The organism is Acinetobacter sp. MB5, from assembly GCF_003261585.1.
Lineage (GTDB): Bacteria > Pseudomonadota > Gammaproteobacteria > Pseudomonadales > Moraxellaceae > Acinetobacter.
Genome location: NZ_POVU01000006.1, coordinates 198,949 through 216,423 on the forward strand (window position 1 = coordinate 198,949; position 17,475 = coordinate 216,423).

15 protein-coding genes are annotated in these 17,475 nt (G+C 45.0%); 1 reads left to right on the forward strand and 14 read right to left on the reverse strand.

Annotation, left to right across the window (positions count from 1 at the left end; translation table 11 throughout):
• Position 1: 1 nt before the first annotated feature.
• The 3 genes from C1A47_RS09920 to C1A47_RS09930 all read right to left on the reverse strand — a co-directional run bounded on the left by C1A47_RS09920 (position 2) and on the right by C1A47_RS09930 (position 4,153).
• The gene (locus tag C1A47_RS09920) at positions 2 to 1,201 is read right to left on the reverse strand and encodes an aromatic amino acid transaminase (RefSeq protein WP_111894876.1); all 1,200 of its coding nucleotides are present in this window, start codon (positions 1,199 to 1,201) and stop codon (positions 2 to 4) included.
• Positions 1,202 to 1,289: 88 nt separating this feature from the next.
• Positions 1,290 to 1,679 carry a Cu(I)-responsive transcriptional regulator gene (gene cueR / locus C1A47_RS09925; RefSeq protein ID WP_111894877.1) on the reverse strand — a complete coding sequence of 130 codons (390 nt, stop codon included), beginning with the start codon at positions 1,677 to 1,679 and terminating at the stop codon, positions 1,290 to 1,292.
• Complete coding sequence (locus C1A47_RS09930; RefSeq protein ID WP_111894878.1) at positions 1,676 to 4,153, reverse strand: heavy metal translocating P-type ATPase; 2,478 nt, start codon at positions 4,151 to 4,153, stop codon at positions 1,676 to 1,678. The genes cueR and C1A47_RS09930 overlap by 4 nt, the downstream gene beginning before the upstream one ends.
• A 193-nt stretch (positions 4,154 to 4,346) precedes the next feature.
• Here C1A47_RS09930 and C1A47_RS09935 point away from each other — a divergent pair, with 193 nt between their 5' ends.
• Positions 4,347 to 4,544: a heavy-metal-associated domain-containing protein gene (locus C1A47_RS09935; protein WP_111894879.1), complete on the forward strand. Its 198-nt coding sequence runs from the start codon at positions 4,347 to 4,349 to the stop codon at positions 4,542 to 4,544.
• A 320-nt stretch (positions 4,545 to 4,864) separates the two neighbouring features.
• Here C1A47_RS09935 and C1A47_RS09940 read toward each other — a convergent pair whose 3' ends face one another.
• The 11 genes from C1A47_RS09940 to C1A47_RS09990 form a co-directional block, all read right to left on the reverse strand.
• The gene (locus C1A47_RS09940) at positions 4,865 to 7,300 is read right to left on the reverse strand and encodes a glucose/quinate/shikimate family membrane-bound PQQ-dependent dehydrogenase (RefSeq protein WP_111894880.1); all 2,436 of its coding nucleotides are present in this window, start codon (positions 7,298 to 7,300) and stop codon (positions 4,865 to 4,867) included.
• A gap of 363 nt (positions 7,301 to 7,663) precedes the next feature.
• On the reverse strand, positions 7,664 to 8,980 hold the full coding sequence (locus C1A47_RS09945) for a carbohydrate porin (protein ID WP_111894881.1): 1,317 nt from the start codon (positions 8,978 to 8,980) through the stop codon (positions 7,664 to 7,666).
• Between the two features lie 65 nt (positions 8,981 to 9,045).
• Complete coding sequence (locus tag C1A47_RS09950; protein ID WP_111894882.1) at positions 9,046 to 10,506, reverse strand: nitrous oxide reductase family maturation protein NosD; 1,461 nt, start codon at positions 10,504 to 10,506, stop codon at positions 9,046 to 9,048.
• A 27-nt stretch (positions 10,507 to 10,533) separates the two neighbouring features.
• On the reverse strand, positions 10,534 to 11,337 hold the full coding sequence (gene aroD / locus C1A47_RS09955; RefSeq protein WP_413772957.1) for a type I 3-dehydroquinate dehydratase: 804 nt from the start codon (positions 11,335 to 11,337) through the stop codon (positions 10,534 to 10,536).
• Between the two features lie 99 nt (positions 11,338 to 11,436).
• On the reverse strand, positions 11,437 to 12,066 hold the full coding sequence (pcaG, locus tag C1A47_RS09960) for a protocatechuate 3,4-dioxygenase subunit alpha (protein WP_111894884.1): 630 nt from the start codon (positions 12,064 to 12,066) through the stop codon (positions 11,437 to 11,439).
• A 15-nt stretch (positions 12,067 to 12,081) separates the two neighbouring features.
• Positions 12,082 to 12,807 carry a protocatechuate 3,4-dioxygenase subunit beta gene (gene pcaH / locus C1A47_RS09965; RefSeq protein WP_111894885.1) on the reverse strand — a complete coding sequence of 242 codons (726 nt, stop codon included), beginning with the start codon at positions 12,805 to 12,807 and terminating at the stop codon, positions 12,082 to 12,084.
• Between the two features lie 26 nt (positions 12,808 to 12,833).
• Positions 12,834 to 13,253 (reverse strand): 4-carboxymuconolactone decarboxylase, encoded by a 420-nt coding sequence (gene pcaC / locus C1A47_RS09970; RefSeq protein ID WP_111894902.1) that lies wholly within the window; start codon positions 13,251 to 13,253, stop codon positions 12,834 to 12,836.
• A gap of 16 nt (positions 13,254 to 13,269) precedes the next feature.
• Positions 13,270 to 14,625, reverse strand: coding sequence for an MFS transporter (locus tag C1A47_RS09975; protein ID WP_111894886.1), 1,356 nt, complete (start codon positions 14,623 to 14,625; stop codon positions 13,270 to 13,272).
• Positions 14,626 to 14,669: 44 nt separating this feature from the next.
• A complete protein-coding gene (pcaD, locus tag C1A47_RS09980) occupies positions 14,670 to 15,455 on the reverse strand; it encodes a 3-oxoadipate enol-lactonase (RefSeq protein ID WP_111894887.1) in 786 nt (261 codons plus the stop codon).
• The gene (locus tag C1A47_RS09985; protein WP_111894888.1) at positions 15,455 to 16,816 is read right to left on the reverse strand and encodes a 3-carboxy-cis,cis-muconate cycloisomerase; all 1,362 of its coding nucleotides are present in this window, start codon (positions 16,814 to 16,816) and stop codon (positions 15,455 to 15,457) included. Before C1A47_RS09985 ends, pcaD begins: the two co-directional genes overlap by 1 nt.
• Before the next feature lie 2 nt (positions 16,817 to 16,818).
• The coding region (locus tag C1A47_RS09990) for an acetyl-CoA C-acyltransferase (protein WP_162625934.1) at positions 16,819 to 17,475 on the reverse strand (657 nt) is incomplete at its 5' end.

The window sequence follows — 17,475 nt, forward strand, 5'->3', positions numbered from 1 at the left end:
ATTAACGTGTCAAAACTTTCGCAATGGATTCAGCAACGTAATACACATTTTTCTGATTCAAACCTGCCACACAGATACGACCACTGCGAAGCAGATAAATCGCGAATTCTTCACGTAAAATATCCGCTTGCTCGCCTGTTAAACCTGTATAGCTGAACATGCCGCGTTGTTTCACCAAGTAACTAAAGTCGCGATCTGGCACACGTTGGGTTAACTCATCACGCAAGATGGTACGCATTTTGGCAATACGGTCACACATCTCTTGTAACTCTTCTTGCCAGTCTAAACGTAAGGCATCGTCACGCAGAACAGTATCCACAAGAACCGCACCTGTGGTTGGTGGGCTTGAGTAGATTTTACGAACAGTTGCTTTGAACTGACCCAAAACATGCTCAGCAGATTCGCTTGATTCGCAAATCGCAGTCAAACCGCCAATACGTTCGCCATACAACGAGAAGATTTTTGAGAATGAGTTGCTCAGCAGGAATTTTGCACCTGCGCGGTCTAAGGCACGAATCGCATACGCATCTTTATCGAGATCTTCTGCAAAGCCTTGATATGCAATATCCAAAAATGGAATCAGGTTGCGTTCAAGTAGAACGGCAATCACTTGATCCCATTGCTCAGGGGTCAAGTCTGCACCTGTCGGGTTATGACAGCAAGGGTGCAACAATACAACGTCTTGCTCTGGAATTTGCTTCAAGCAAGCCAGCATCTCGTCAAACGCAACGCCATTGGTGTTGGCATCGAAGTATGGATATTCTGCAACTTCAAAACCTGAACCTTGGAAAATCGCAATGTGGTTTTCCCATGTTGGACGGCTGACCCATACTTTAGATGCAGGGAAATATTTATGCAGGAAGTCTGCACCGACTTTCAGTGCACCTGAACCACCCAAAGTCTGAATGGTCACAGCACGTTGTTCCGCACGTGCTTGGCTCTCTGCACCCAAAAGCAATTCTTGGGTAATATCGCAGTAAGATTTCAAGCCCGACATTGGCAAATAAAGTTTAGCTTTATCAACATCCTGAGCGGTGCGTAGCGCTGCCTGTTTCACGGCATTCAACTGCGGTACAATCCCTTCTTCAGTGTAATACAAACCAATACTTAAATTGACTTTATTGTTGCGTTCATCTTTTTGGAATTTTTCCATTAAGGTTAAAATCGGGTCGCCTGCATAAGGCTCAACATGCTGAAACATAAACTCTCTATCCTGATGGTTGCCTCAGCATTATAAACACAGATTGCACCATTTTGGCGCTGATTTTTTAATCGATTATTCAATCCGTTTAGCCATGTTCAATCTGCTCTAGAATCGGGCAATCTGCTGCTTCATTCCCCGCACAGCAATCAGCCGTCTGCTGCAAAATTTCCACCATGTTTTGCAGTGCTTTAATACGTTGCTGCAACTGTTCAATATGCGCCAAAGCCAACTGTTTGACTTCGGCACTGTGCCGTGACTGATTGCGCCACAGACTCAGCAATTCCTTGATTTGATCTACTGAAAAATCCAGTGTTCGTGCATGGCGAATGAAACGCAAGGCTTGAAGATCTTGCGCGCTATAGACCCGATAGCCTGCACTGCTACGTTGAATATTGGGCAGCAAGCCGACTTCTTCATAGTAGCGAATCATCTTGCTCGACAGCCCTGTTTGCTTGGCGACTTGTCCAATGTTCATGCAAACACTCCCCGAAATCGTTTTAAACGCAAGGCATTCCCCAATACAAAGACGGATGACATGCCCATAGCAAAGGCTGCAAACATCGGGGATAAAAGAATGCCATAAGCAGGATACAAGGCGCCTGCTGCCACAGGAATCAGCGCAGCGTTATAGACAAATGCCCAGAACAGGTTTTGGCGAATATTGCGAATGGTCGCCTGACTGAGCGCAATCGCATTGCTCACACCTTGTAAGTTGCCCGACATTAGTACCACATCGGCAGATTCAATCGCAACATCTGTGCCTGTGCCTACGGCAATTCCCACATCGGCTGCGGCCAAGGCAGGTGCATCATTAATGCCATCTCCCACAAATGCCAATTTTCCATATTTTTGCTGCAAAGCCTGCACGGCGTTGACCTTACCTTCTGGCAAAACCTCGGCAATCACTTCATCGATGCCTAACTGTTTGGCAATCGCCTGAGCGGTGATGTGATGATCGCCTGTAATCATCGCCACTTTTAAGCCCAGTTGATGCAGACTTTGAATGGCCGTATAACTGGTCGATTTAATCGGATCAGATACCACCAGCATGGCAACCAGCTTGCGATCAATCGCGGCATAAATCGGGGTTTTACCCTGTTCAGCCAACTGCTGCACTTGCTCGGAAAATACCTCGACATCTAAGCCCAATTGCTGCATTAAACGGTCAGCGCCCAAGTGAATTTGCTGCTGATTAACGCTTGCTTCAACGCCATAACCCGTCAACGCCTGAAACTGTTCCACAGGCAGCACGGCTAAACCCTGCTGCTGTGCATGTTGCACAATTGCCACCGCAATCGGGTGTTCAGATTTGGCTTCGACTGAAGCAACAGCCTGTAAAATCTGCTGCGCTTGGCTTCGATCTCGTGTGACAAAATCAGTCAAAGTTGGTTTACCTTCGGTCACAGTTCCCGTTTTATCCACCGCGACAATTTGGGTTTCCTGCAATTGCTGCAAAGCTTCACCTTGTTTAAATAAAATTCCCAGTTCCGCACCACGACCTGTACTGACCATAATCGAGGTTGGCGTTGCCAGTCCCATGGCACACGGACAGGCAATAATCAGCACCGCAACCGCATTCACCAGACTCAAAGTCAGTGCAGGTTCAGGGCCAAAGAATAACCACACCACAAATGTGATCAACGCCAAGCCCATCACCACAGGCACAAACCACATGGTAACCCGATCCACCAAACCTTGAATTGGAAGTTTAGAACCCTGAGCCTGTTCGACCATACGGATGATTTGCGACAGTACGGTATTTGCACCCACCGCAGTGGCTTGAATGGTGAGCGAACCTTGCTGATTGATCGTGCCTGCCACAACCGTCATCCCAACAGTTTTAGCCACAGGAATCGGCTCGCCCGTAATCATCGATTCATCAATAAAGCTTTGCCCTTCAATAACAGAGGCATCGACAGGGATTTTCTCCCCAGGTTGAATCAAGAGTTGCATACCGAGTTGCACTTGAGCAATTTCGACCTCTTGCACTTGTCCATTGACAATAATTCTCGCTGTTTTAGGCTGTAAACCCAGTAAATGCTGAATCGCCTGTGATGTCCGCCCTTTGGCTTTGGCTTCCAGATAACGCCCAAGCAAAATCAGGGTCACAATCACCGCAGCCGATTCAAAATACACATTCACATTATTTTCAGGCAGCCATGTTGGCGCAAAGGTCGCGACGCAGGAAAATCCATAAGCAGCCAGAGTACCGACTGCAACCAGCGAGTTCATGTCAGGGCCAAAACGTAGTAAAGCAGGAATCCCTTTTTGATAAAAACGGCGTCCTGGGAAAATCAGCACCAAAGTAGTCAATACAAACTGAAGTAACCAATTATTTTGTGTTCCCACACTCTGCATCAACCAATGATGAAAGGCTGGAATCAAATGCCCACCCATCTCAAGAATAAACACAGGAATACTCAAACCAGCCGCGATGATCAAGTCGCGTTTAAGCTGACTGGCTTCCTGTTCACGGCGTTCGCTCAATTCATTGGTCGGTTGTAGTGCTTGTTGTGGTTGTAGCTGCGCTTCATAGCCAGCCTTATGCACGGCCGCCAGTAATGCAGTTGCATCGGCTAAATGAGCATGGACAATGGCTTTTTCAGTGGCCAGATTGACACTAGCATCACTCACCCCCTCCACTTTTTTTAAGGCTTTTTCTACCCGCCCGACACAGGAAGCACAGGTCATGCCTTGGATATTTAGCTCGAACTGTTGCTCGGGTTGAGTCCGCACATCATACCCTGCACGCTCTACCGCATGGACTAAAGCTTCACGAGGGAGCGCCACATCGCTCTGAATCACCGCTTTTTCAGTCGCGAGATTCACCGCAACATCGGCCACACCTTCGACCTTCTTTAAGGCCTTTTCAACTCGCCCGACACATGAGGCACAAGTCATGCCCTCAATCTCAAGCGTTTGATGATAAGGATGTTGTGACTGGCTCATGCTGCCTCCTTGTACCGCAACCAAGCAGTGCTTATACAATTCTGTTAAAAATAGTTTACACCATTCAGCTTAAACCTTGACATTATGTCAAGGTCAAGCTTCAAATAAAACATATTCTCATTTAAATGGGCTTGACCTTACCATGAGGGGAAGCTTTAAAATAAGATTTTCTTCTTACCATTAGGCAGCAATCATGAAATTTGAAATTGCCAATATGACTTGTGGCGGCTGTGCACGCAGCGTCACTGCAACCATTAAAGACCTTGACCCAAATGCTCAGGTGGATATTGATGTTGCAAGTAAACTGGTTGAAGTACAAACCAGTGCCACTGTTGAACAACTGACCGAAGCCCTCACTGAAGATGGTTTTCCACCTGTACTGAAAGCATAAGTTTTAAACTTGATTTTTTGGGTATGGCCTGTTGCATGCCCAAAATATTCAATTTCAAATTCAACACGCTGTTTCCCCCTACCTTTTTTTATCTCACGATGCTTATGTTTTTTGCTTTTTGGCTCATCCATAGAACTGTCATCTAACGCCCAACAAATCATCTCAGCGCATTCATCCTTATTTTAGGTTTGCTTAAAAAGTTGTTCATATCACTTCACGGTTATTCATCTGCATAAAAAAACGGGCCAATCGTCAAGATCAGCCCATTTCTGTTTCTTCTCTATTGTCGAGCTACATCTAACTCGACAACAGCACTTCACTTATTTTTTGTCAGGTAACGCATATGCAATCACGTAGTCACCGTGGTCTGGTGATTGACGCGCACCGCCCGCAGAAATCACGATGTACTGTTTTCCTGTTTTTGGTGAAATGTAGGTCATTGGTGTACCTTGGCTACCCACTGGCAAGCGAGCTTTCCACAATACTTTACCTGTTGAAGAATCAAAGGCACGTAAGTAGTAGTCTTGAGTTGCAGCGAAGAATACCAAGCCACCTTGAGTTGCCATTGAGCCACCAATCGTTGGCATACCAATCGGTGCTTTCAAGCCCATTTTGAAGCCTAGAGGTCCTGTATCTTGTACAGTACCCAATGGCACTTGCCATGCGATTTGACGAGTTTTCATGTCAATTGCAGTCATGGTTCCAAATGGTGGACGTTGACATGGAATACCCAAAGCTGACATGAAGCGGTTTTTGTTCACTTTATATGGTGTGCCTGCCATTGGGACAGCACCCATACCTGTGTTGACTTTCTCGCCACCACTCGCTTGGATTTTAATGTCTTCAGGTGTTTGTTTGATCAACTGAATCCATAAACCTAAACGCATGTCGTTCACGAACATATAGCGGTGTGTTGGGTCAAACGAGATACTACCCCAGTTCATACCACCCAAAGAACCTGGGAAGCTGAGTGAAACATCTGTACCAGGTGCAGTAAACAAGCCATCGTAACGCATTGACTTAAAGTTAATACGACACATTAATTGGTCAAATGGCGTTGCACCCCACATGTCAGACTCTTTCAACGTCTGGTTACCAATTTGTGGCATTTCGACTGAACGTGGTTGAGTTTTTGAATATTGCTCGTGTGGAATGTCTGCAACTTTTACAGGCTGCTCAATCACTTTAGTCAGCGGTTTACCTGTTACACGATCAAGTACAAAGAACTGACCTGATTTAGTTCCAATCACCACCGCAGGTTTAGTCGTACCATCTTTCATTGGGAAATCGACCAAGCTTGGCTGCATTGGTAAGTCAAAGTCCCATAGGTCGTTGTGTACAGTTTGGTAAACCCATTTTTCTTTACCAGTCGTCGCATCAAGTGCCAATACAGACGTATTGTACTTATGGTCAGGTGCAGTACGGTTTGCACCCCAAACGTCTACCGATGAACTACCCATTGGCAAGAACACAGTGTTCATTTTCGGATCGTAAGACATTGGCGCCCAAGAGTTCGCTGAGCTACGTTTGTAAACTTCACCTGGTTTTAACACATAGTTTGGATTAGGGTTACGTGCATCAAATGCCCAGCGTAATTTACCTGTAATCACGTCATAACCACGGATGACCCCCCCTGGCATATCTGCGGCAACGTTATCGGCAACACGACTACCCACCACAAGCGTTGTTCCTGCAAGAGTTGGCGCAGAAGTCACCTCAAAACGTGGTGCTTTGGTACCACCGCCCATGCCTTCAAGCAGGTTCACTGTACCGTGATCACCAAAGTCTTCACAGCGTTGACCATTGTCTGCATTGATTGCAATTAAACGACCATCTGGAGTATTGGTGTATAAACGGCGTGGACATGACGTATTGGTTGCTACAGCAGTTACAGGGCTTGCACCTTGTAAGGTTGGCTGTTGCACAGCTTTGGTCGCATCAAAATAGGCTAAACCACGGCAACGTTCCCATGCATCAGCATGTGAATTCACTTCCGCTTTCCACAGTTGCTTGCCTGAATCGGCTTCAACCGCGATTACATTGTTATGTGGGGTACACAAGAAGACTTTATTGTCGACTTGTAACGGTGTTTCCTGATCTTCAGCACCATTACCTGAACCTGTTGTCATGTCACCCGTACGGTATGTCCAAGCGACTTTCAAGTCTTTCACATTGTCACGGTTAATTTGGTCTAATGCAGCAAAACGGCTACCGCCTGCATCATTACCATAGTTATCCCAGTTCTTTTGTTGCGTACTTGCATTTACAGGAACCAAAGGCAAATCTTGACCTGAGCTTGCAACTGTCGGATGAGGCTGGAACATTTGATAAAACGCCACCAGCATTCCAACAAGCACCACTAAACCTGAACCATAAGTCGGTGCAGCACAACGTGCTTTTTGTTCATAACAACGTAAGCTTGGCAGAGTCAGCATCATTGCGACAAAAAGTCCAGACGGGAACATGAGGTTTGAGAACAAGCCCCAAAAATCCCAGCCTTTGTCGAACAATGACCAAATGACCGTGACAACGAACACACCCGCGTAGACCAATCCACCGAGTGCTTTTCTTCTAAAAGTAAGAATAGATGCGAGGGTAATAAAAATCCCTGCAAGCAAGAAATACCAAGAACCACCGAGACTGATGAGCTTAGCACCACCAATCACATAAAATAATCCTGTAGCCAGTAACGCCAACGCTAAAATCGCACACCATATCTTAAATATGGGGTGTGGCTGAGTATGTGAATCAGACATACAACTATCTCCAGTTTTAATGTCAAATCAGTTTTTCATCTGAAACAGAACAGTACTTTGCAGCACTGCAACCAATTTGCACGATGCGCCAAAACAAAAACCAAAAAACGTCTTTATGCCCCATGGCATAAAAACGGCTTCACTCCTTCGCTATAGTCACGATGATTCCTTTCATCTTTATGTTGATGCAGCGGATCTAAATCAGATAGCTCATCAACTCATAAAGCAGCGCAGTTAAAAACAGTTGGCTTTAGATCTGTACACAACCCAAAGCCTAACCGAAAAAAGAGTGCTCAATCGTCGAAACTATATTTGGGATCTCGCTGAGCACCACAGGGATACTCAACAAGCCCTAAGCCCACTTTAGAAATTCACACGCATAGTTAGACCTGCAACCCAAGCATCGTCCACTTGCTTCACCCCAGATGGTTGGTGAATATATTGTAAGTTTGGACGGATCATGACTGCTGGCGACCATTGATAGGTATAGTTTAATTCCACATTCAGCTCACTGCTTTGTACTGGGACATAAGCACTGTCGGTTGGATCGTAACCCGTAAAACCATTTGCAATATTGGTCGCAATCTCTTTATCACGCGCACGATCATTAACCTGATAACGAGCAAAACCGAGTCCAATTTCATCGGCTGGTCGGCTGTCAAATGGGCCTTTATACCAAAATGCCAATTGCTGTGTGCTTTCTACAAATGTCGTCGCTTTGTCGTTAAATACAGCATTGAAGCCTACATACAACCCGCGTTTCGGATCATCACCACGCTGAGTTAACTGTTGTTGTGAGTTGAACCAGAAACTGTGTTTACCATCATGAACTTTGCCTGATGTTTTAATGTCATTGGCTTCAGCAGTCGAATACAAAGCACCTACTTTATATTCACCTGGTAAACCATTCAGTTTTGGTTTCCATGCCAGTTCTACAGGAATGGTGGCACCATTGGTTCCTCGCATATCCAAATTAAAGCCGTCACTCGCTGACTTGGTTTTAATGTCATCGGGGTTCACTTCATAAACACCAATGCCAAACGTCCACTCAGGAGCAAAGTTATACTTTACATTGGCAGCCCATACGCTTACTGGCCAGTTGTACCAGATTGAACCAATCGATTTACCGAGCTGGCCACCACAAAGCAGTAAGTTCTGAAATTCACATTGTGAGCTGTTGAAATCATCGGACATGCCCATACGACCGACTTTGACTTGAACTTTGTTGTCATCAAAGCCTTTTTTCACCCATGCCTGAGTTAAACGCCAAATCTTCCCGCGTCCGTAAATCTCTTGTGAATTCCCTAAAGTTGTCGCACGTGGGTCTTTGATACGTTCATTGGTTAATGCATTACCATCACGTTTGGTAATCATGATAGCTGCCGTTGTATCCTTCCAACCTGCGATTTTATTTAAATCGAAATTTGCCCCAAGTGTCAGTTGTGCAGCATTTGTAAAAGTGTTGTTGTCATTGTAGCCCCCATCAATATTGGTTGCGCCTTCACTCATAATTGATGCTGTAAACTTATAGCCTTGATCTTCTAAGTGCTGACGTTCACCATTCCAATCCCCAAAAAGCCATTGGCGGTCTTGAGACCATGGCTCATTTGCCAAAGCAGCTTGGCTAAATAAAATTGCGAGCGAAACTGCACTCAATTTGACTAAATTTGTTTTCTTCATATTTGCTCTTCCTTAGCCTAATAAAGTTAGGCACTCTAACTTTAAGCCAAAATGCCTGTATTTCATCATTTTAATTTTACTGGTTGGCTGAGTTCTGAACTAGCACCCAAGTGATCTGTGATATTTGCTGTGTAATTAGCAAATTTCTCAGTTGGTTTCCATGTCAAAGTCGCATGACCTTGTGCATTGGTCGCTACTGTTGCAGCACCTACAAATTGCTCAGCTTCTTTAGACTTCACATTGTGATTTCCAAAGAACTCAACACGGTAACGCTGATTTGCTTCGCCATTGATACTCACTACAAGTTGACCTTGATGTGCACTCAATTTAGGCGCTTGAATCCATTGGTTTGGTTGAGGATTACAGCCTTGTTGACCAGGTGCAGTACAGGTCTTCTGCAATTTGCTCGGATCAATCACAACACCGCCGCCACGTGAACCGACAAAACCTTCATGTTCAAGTGCAGGTACACCAAACACAATTGCACCTAAACGCTGATTTGGTACGCAAGAACCACCCGCTTCACAACGTTTAATGTCTTTACTGTTGTCCCAAATCTGGTTTTTGGTCAAGGTAATGTGTGCATTGGCATCTTTTTCTGAACGCAGTGCAATCCCGATACGGTTGCCATGGATCTTGTTACTGTCAAAGATATTGCCATCGCCAGTGAGGTTTAAACCAATTGAGTTTGCTGTCAATTCGTTGTATGCCACATAGTTGCGTTTGCCCCAGTTAATTTGTAAACCATCTGAATAGTTTTCAAATTTGTTGCCTACAACTGCGTTGTCATTGCCCCACAAGATTTCAATACCTTGTGATGGTTCTGGATTGGCTTTGGTGTTGGTAAACAAGTTGTTGGCAACCAAGTTAAACGCTGCACCACGAGTCAACTCCAAACCATCACCATTATCCTGAAGGATATTGTTCATGAATTTGTTATTGTTGGTTGTGGTTGATGTCGGGTTACCCTTGCCATCGTCGCCAGTAAACATAACCCCAGCACCACCGTAGTTATTGCTAATACGGTTATGTTGAATCACGTTATTACTTGCGCGGTTAATCAAAATACCAATACAGAAACGGTGAATGTCTAGGCCTTTAAGCACAACATTGTGTGTGTCACGTAAAACCAAGCCTGGTAAAGTCATAGTACGCACATTGGTACCATACTGACCAGGAACTGCGCCTGGACAAGCTTTTGCACCTTCACCATGAATGTAGTTAGAACCATCAATGGCAATAAACTCACCAGTTTTATCCCATTGTGTTCCAATAATTTTTACAGGGCCTTTAATTTCAGGCAGTGGTGAATCCACCTTAATGCTATAAGGTGCCTTACCTACGGCTTGAATCAAAATTTCGTTGTCATCAGACGGATTGGCATTCGATTGCTCAATCGCCCAACGTAATGAACCCTGATTTTGGTCATCCTGATAACGGTCAACTACATACGTTGTTGCCGCCGCCCAGCCTGAAGCCATTAAACCTAAACTTAATGCAGTCACTCGCAAAGCCATTGCTTTCATTGTAAATATTCCTTTTTTCACTTTTTATTATGGTGTTGGTTGTACTGTTTGTAAGAATTGACGTAGCTGGGTCACATCAATTTGACCTGGAGCTGAAGCTTGACCAATCATACCGAAGCTCAAGCTACCACCTGAACTTGCTGTTGCAATACGAGAGATCGTTCCTAAACGGCCCATCGACATCGTCAACAATGGTTTTTTGCTGTGCTGGCTCACTTTTAAAGTCGCATTCATGAGCGTAAACACATCAGCTTTTGACTGTGGCATGACCGCAATTTTAAGAATGTCAGCACCCATTTGATCCTGTTTCATCAAACGATCCACAATGACCTGTTCGCTTGGTGTTTTCGCAAAATCATGATTCGACATAATGACCAGTACATGCTTCTGATGTGCCAAGTCGGTGACTTTACGTACTACTTTACCATCACGGAACATTTCGACATCAAGTAATTGCATGAATGGTTTTTTCAAATACGCGCTATAAATTTTGCCGTACTCTTCATCACTCACTGCAAGTTTCCCACCTTCATTGGCAGTACGAATTGTTGCAATTAATGGTTTGTCTTTTAAAATCTGATTCAACTGTTGACCTAAAGCAATCACTTGTTTGGTATCAGATGCAAAATTTAACAAATCAATACGAAACTCAGCCAAATCTGCATTTGGATTCGCTTCAATCACTTTTGCCTGAGCAATCGCTTCTTCAGCTGTTTTTGCAGTAATTGGCACAATTGTTTTTACTGGCATTACACCAATATCAACATTTTTCACAACATAGTGATCTGTTGTCATTGGCTCTGCCAAAGCAACTGTAGCTGTAGTCAGCATGCTGCATGCAAGTGCAATTTGAAGGGCTTCATGTTTAAGGTTCATCATTACCATTCCTTGTGTAATGTCGCTGTATGGGGGCTCCATACAGCGCGCAGCTTAGATATCAAAAAAAACTGTTTCATTGTCGCCTTGAATCACAACATCAAAGCGGTAAACGATCTGACCGTCACGTTCTTCACGTTTAGCCACTAAAGTATTGCGACGTGGTGCCCACTCGATTCCTTTTAAAATCGGGTCATTGGCATTGGCTTCTGCTTCATCTTCAAAATAAACACGGGTATTCAAACCAATGTTGATACCACGGGCAAAAATCACCATTGCAATATGCGGTGCTTGTTGAGTGCCTTTACGTCCAGGAACTGAACCAGGTTTAATCGTGTCAAAGTGCCAGAAACCAGTTTCAAAGTCTGCACCTGCACGTCCCCAACCTTGGAAATGCGGGTCTGCTGTTCTACCCTGAATATCTGCATCGCTTGGATAAACACCATTTGCATCGGCCTGCCAGATTTCAATCAAGACATCACGTAGTGGCAAACCTAAACCGTCAAAGACCTGACCTTCAAGACGAATACGCTCGCCCTGTGTATGCTCTTGTAGCAGATTGTTGTTGAAGTTATTGTCAAACACTTCAATGTTGGCTTGCTTTGGTAACAAACCGATATGAACGTAAGGACCACCTGTTTGAGATGGAGTTTCATGCAATTCTTGAAAATTCCAATTGTTCATGTTGTTCTCCCTGAATTAAGTCAAATCATTTTCGAAATAAGTCGCACGACGACCACGTAAAGTGATGTCAAAGCGGTAACAACGACTATCTGCTTCAATGAAGTTGCTCTTGTCTTCTAAGGCAATCAATGCACGACGTTGTTCTTCCGAAGGAATGGTTTTAATAATCGGACATGAATCAATGAGCGTATCGCCTTCAAAATAAAGTTGCGAAATCAAGCGCTGAGCCCAACCATCTGCAATTAAAGAGAAGTGGATGTGTGCTGGACGCCATTCATTGATACGGTTACGCCAAGGATACGGACCTGGTTTAATGGTACGGAATACAAAGTAACCATTGGCATCTGTTAACATACGACCACAACCACCAAAGTTCGGATCCATCGCACCAATGAACTGATCATTTGGATGGCGATAGCGACCTGATGCATTGGCTTGCCATACTTCGAGTAATGCATTTTTAACAGGACGCCCAAACTGATCGCGAACATAACCATGCACAATAATGCGCTCACCAACGGGTAAACCATCTTTGGCATAGTTCAGAATCAAATCGTTATCTTTAGGACCAAACTGATCTGCACTAAAATGTGGTGCTGTGACTTCAGTTAAAGTTTCTGCAATTGAGATCAATGCATTTTTAGGCGAACGTAAAACACTGGTTTTATAGCCAGGTGTATATGCTGGCGGATGATCATCTGTATTACGTTGTGCATAAGCACCTAAAATAAGTTGCGACATGTGACGTCCCTCTTAATTTTGTTCCATTACTCTTCGTTGGTTTGTTCTTGGTTTAACTTTTTCGGTGCAATGCCCAAATCTGCAAAAACCTCTTCTGCCATATGCATGGCTGCATTTGCTGCGGGTAACCCTGCGTAAAGTGAACAATGTAGAATCAACTCTTTTAAGTCGTCCTTCGTTACCCCATTGTTAAAACATGCGCGTAAATGCATACGCAACTCTGCCTCACGCCCCAGTGCCAACAAGACTGCAATCGTCACCAAACTACGGGTATGACGCGGCATACCTGGGCGAGACCACACTTCGCCCCAAGCAAAACGGCTAATAAAATTCTGAAAGTCATTATTGAAATCGTTGAGATTTTCAATCGAACGATTGACGTGCTTTTCGCCTAAAACTTCCGTTCGAACTTGAATGCCTTGTGTATAGCGTTCATCATCATTCATAAGAAGACCCTCAGATTTAGGTTGCATCGGTATGCGCAACCAAAGATTTAACAAAAATAGAAACTGCTGCTGCCGTAGCAGGAATCAGTAACATGCTTAAGATTGCGGTAAATGACCAGTTTTGACCTAACAGTACTGCACCAATCCACGCACCGAATACGGCACCGAAACGCCCGATACCTGTCATCCAAGCAACACCTGTTGCACGGCACTGTGTTGGGTAAAAACGAGCACTTAACGCTGGCATAGAAGACTGCGCACCATTGATAGCAACCCCTGCAAAAAGCACGAGCACAGCAAGCAAAATTGGGCTACTTAAACTTTGACCTACAGCAAAAGCGAAAATCCCTGCAACAAAATAGAAGCCAGCAATAATACGGTTCGGGTTGAAACGATCCATTGCCCAACCAATGAACAGTGCACTGAGAACACCACCGAACTGGAAGATGCCACCAATAAATGCTGCTCGTTCCATGCTTGCGCCTGTTTCACGCATTAAGGTTGGTAACCAGCTAGTCAGCAGGTAAATCATCACCAAGCCCATGAAATAAGTGAACCAAAGCAATAATGTGCCTTTCACGTAGCTTGGTGAAAATAGCATTGCAAATACGTTCTGCTTTTTCTGTACTGGGCTTTTTTCTTCAGGCACATGAAACTCAGTCACGTTCTGAATCTGAGTAGGCGCAATACGACTCAAAATTTTGCGTACTTTCTCTGTGCTATTACCATGAACAATCAAGAAGCGGTAAGATTCTGGCAATACAGTAACCACAAAGAACGCCAGAATTAACGGACTCCAGCCACCGAACAGAAATAAACTGTGCCAGCCAAATTTTGGAATCAACCAGCTACTTAAAAAACCGCCAGTTGCCATGCCCAAGTTATAACCACAGAACATGCCCGTAACGAGTAATGAACGAATACGGTTTGGACAGTACTCAGAAAACAGTGTGGTGGCATTTGGCATGGCTGCCCCCAAACCGATTCCTGTCAAGAAACGCAAAAGAACCAAAGTATCGAGGTTGTTGGCGTAAGCGCACCCAATGGTAAAACCACCAAAAATCAACATCGAGACAGATAAAACAGCTTTACGACCAAAACGGTCAGCCGTTGGGCCAGACACCAACGCTCCAATGATCATGCCGCCAAGTGCAGCACTCATGACAGGGCCCAACTGAGAGCGATCTAGCCCCCAGTCTTGAGCCAATGCAGGTGCAATAAAGCCCATTGCGGCTGTATCAATACCATCTAAGAAAATGATGAAAAAACAAATCGCTGCAATCATCCACTGAAAAGCACTTAATGGAGAATCATTAATTAGTGCTTGTGCATCCATGCTGATATTTGAGCGTGTAGTATCCTGAGACGCCATATTTTGCCTCCTTAGGCGAAAATCCTTTTAAAACTGCAGTATCTTTATGAAATCTTTTCAATAAAATGCTGCAGAGCCTGAGTAAATCCTTCAGGCTGCTCAATATTTGACAAATGCGATGCTGGCAAAATACTGAGCTGGCTATGTTCAATCTGCTGTTGCATAAATTCAGCATCAGCAACAGTCGTGATCGGGTCAAACTTCCCAGCGACCAATAAAGTTGGGATATGGATTTGAGCAATTTGCTCACGTAAATCTTCATGTGCCAAAGCACGGCAGGCATTGGCATAACCCTGAGCAGGTGTATTGGCCAAACTTTGAATGGTTTGTTGCGCCAATGCATCTTCTAGGTAGTCAAATTCACTGCTAAACCAGCGGCTATGGGTCGACGCCACCAAATCAGCCAAGCCATTTTGTTCTACCGCGTTAGCTCGAGTCAGCCAAGCTTCTGCCGTACCAATTTTTGCTGCGGAGTTAGCAACTGTAATGCTGTTAAAACGAGCAGCATGGTGAATACCTAAATACAGTGCAGTCAGTCCGCCCATTGAAATACCGCAAAAGTGTGCTTTTTCAATGTCTAACGCATCTAAAATATCAACCACATCTTCAGCAAGGTTTTGAACTGTGGTGTCCGCAATGACATCACTTTGACCATGTCCACGCGTGTCATAAGTAATAACCTTGAACTGCTGTTTAAGTGCAGCAACTTGAGGTTGCCACATCCCATGATCGGTTCCCAAAGAGTTGGAAAAGATAATGGCAGGTGCATTTTCAAGACCTTCCACAACAACCGATAAATGCTTGCCTTGACGATTGGTAATCGTGATCATCACTTTGCCACTCCTGTCCTTGCTTCCTGTAACACCGCATCAATTTGGGCTTGAATATTGCCTAAATACGATTCGGGTTTAAAAATTGCGGAAATTTCTGCTGTAGAAAAATTATTTTTAATGTCATCGAGCTTAGCGATCACTTCTTTTAAATGTTTTTGCTCAGCGACTGCGGTTTTACATGCAGCTTCCACCACATGATGTGCATTTAAACGCCCTAGTTTTGGTGCCAGTGCCATCATGACCGCTTCAGCCATAATCAAACCTTGCGTGCATTCCAAGTTGCGCTGCATGTTTTCGGTGTTCACTTCCATACCCTGTAGCACATCTAGCGTACGCCACAATGCACCCGCACAAAGCTGGAAAATTTCAGGCAATGCCAACCATTCAGCATGCCATGCACCTAAACTACGTTCATGCTCCTGAACCATGCTCTGATACAGACTTGCCATCAGTACTGGAACTCGGTTTGCAGCCGCCAAAACAGATGCTGCTGCAACAGGATTACGTTTGTGTGGCATGGTTGATGAACCACCACGACCTTTGGCTGTCGGTTCAAACACCTCTGCAATTTCGGTCTGCATCATCAATGACCAGTCACGCGCCATTTTGCCTGTTGTACCCACAATCATGCCGAGCACACTGGCAATCTCAACGATACGGTCACGCTCACCATGCCAAGTACAACTTGGTGCACTTAACTGGAGCTGTTGGGCAAATGCTTCGACAACTGCGGATCCCTGATCAAGCAGTGATGCCAATGAACCCACTGCACCGCCGAGCTGAACAGCCAATACGCGGGCTTTCATTGCCTGAATCCGATCCAAATCACGTTTAAACGCACTTGCCCAACGAGCAAACTTGTGACCCAAGGTAATTGGCAAGGCTTGCTGTAGCCATGTCCGCCCAATCATGACTTGGTCACGATAAACTTGTGCTTGTGCTAAAGCCGTTTGATAGTTATGTTGCACACTACGTTCGACCCATTGCAACGCATCGCGGCATTGCAAAATACAAGCTGTATCTAAAATATCCTGACTGGTTGCGCCCCAGTGCACATAACGTGCTGCATCTTCGTCATGCTGTTTCACAATCGCAGTCAACTGTTTTACAAATGGAATCGCAATATTGCCTGCAAGACCAGTTGCTATTGCTAAGCCTGCAAAATCAATGCTTTCCAATGCCGTCTTTTGTGCAATTGCGTCAATTGAATCTGCCGCAGATTGAGGAATGACCCCAACCTGCGCCTGAGCTTTTGCCAGTGCAACTTCAGCCTGAATCATGTAAGAAACCAAGGACTGATCACTAAAAATCTCAGTCACTTCTTCCTGATAAAATAAGCTGGCATATAACTGGCTCATACTTAAACTCGCTCAATAATCAAAGCAATGCCCTGACCGACACCAATACACATTGAACATAAGGCGTATTTACCGCCAGTCTGTTCAAGCTGGTTCAAGGCTGTAGTTACTAGACGCGCACCTGATGCGCCGAGTGGATGACCCAATGCAATCGCACCACCGTTTGGATTGACACGTGCATCGTCATCCGCCAAACCAAGGTCACGGGTACAAGCGAGTGCTTGTGCTGCAAAGGCTTCGTTCAGTTCAATCACATCCATCTGTGCCAAAGTCAGATTGGCCTGTTTCAGTAATTTCTTGATCGCAGGGGCTGGGGCAAAGCCCATGATGCGCGGTTCAACACCCACCGTAGTGGCTGCAACAATCTTGGCACGCGCTTTCAGTTCGTATTTGGCAACGGCTTCATCCGATGCAATCAGCAGTGCTGCTGCACCATCGTTAATGCCTGAGGCATTGCCCGCAGTTACGCTACCTTCCGCTTTCACCACAGGTTTGAGTTTGGTGAGCGCTTCAATGGTGGTTGCACGCGGGTGTTCATCAGTATCCACAACAATCGGATCACCTTTGCGCTGTGGAATGGTGACAGGCACGATTTCATTGGCAAAGTAACCTTTGGCTTGTGCAGCAGCCGTACGTTGCTGGCTGTTTAAGGCAAACTT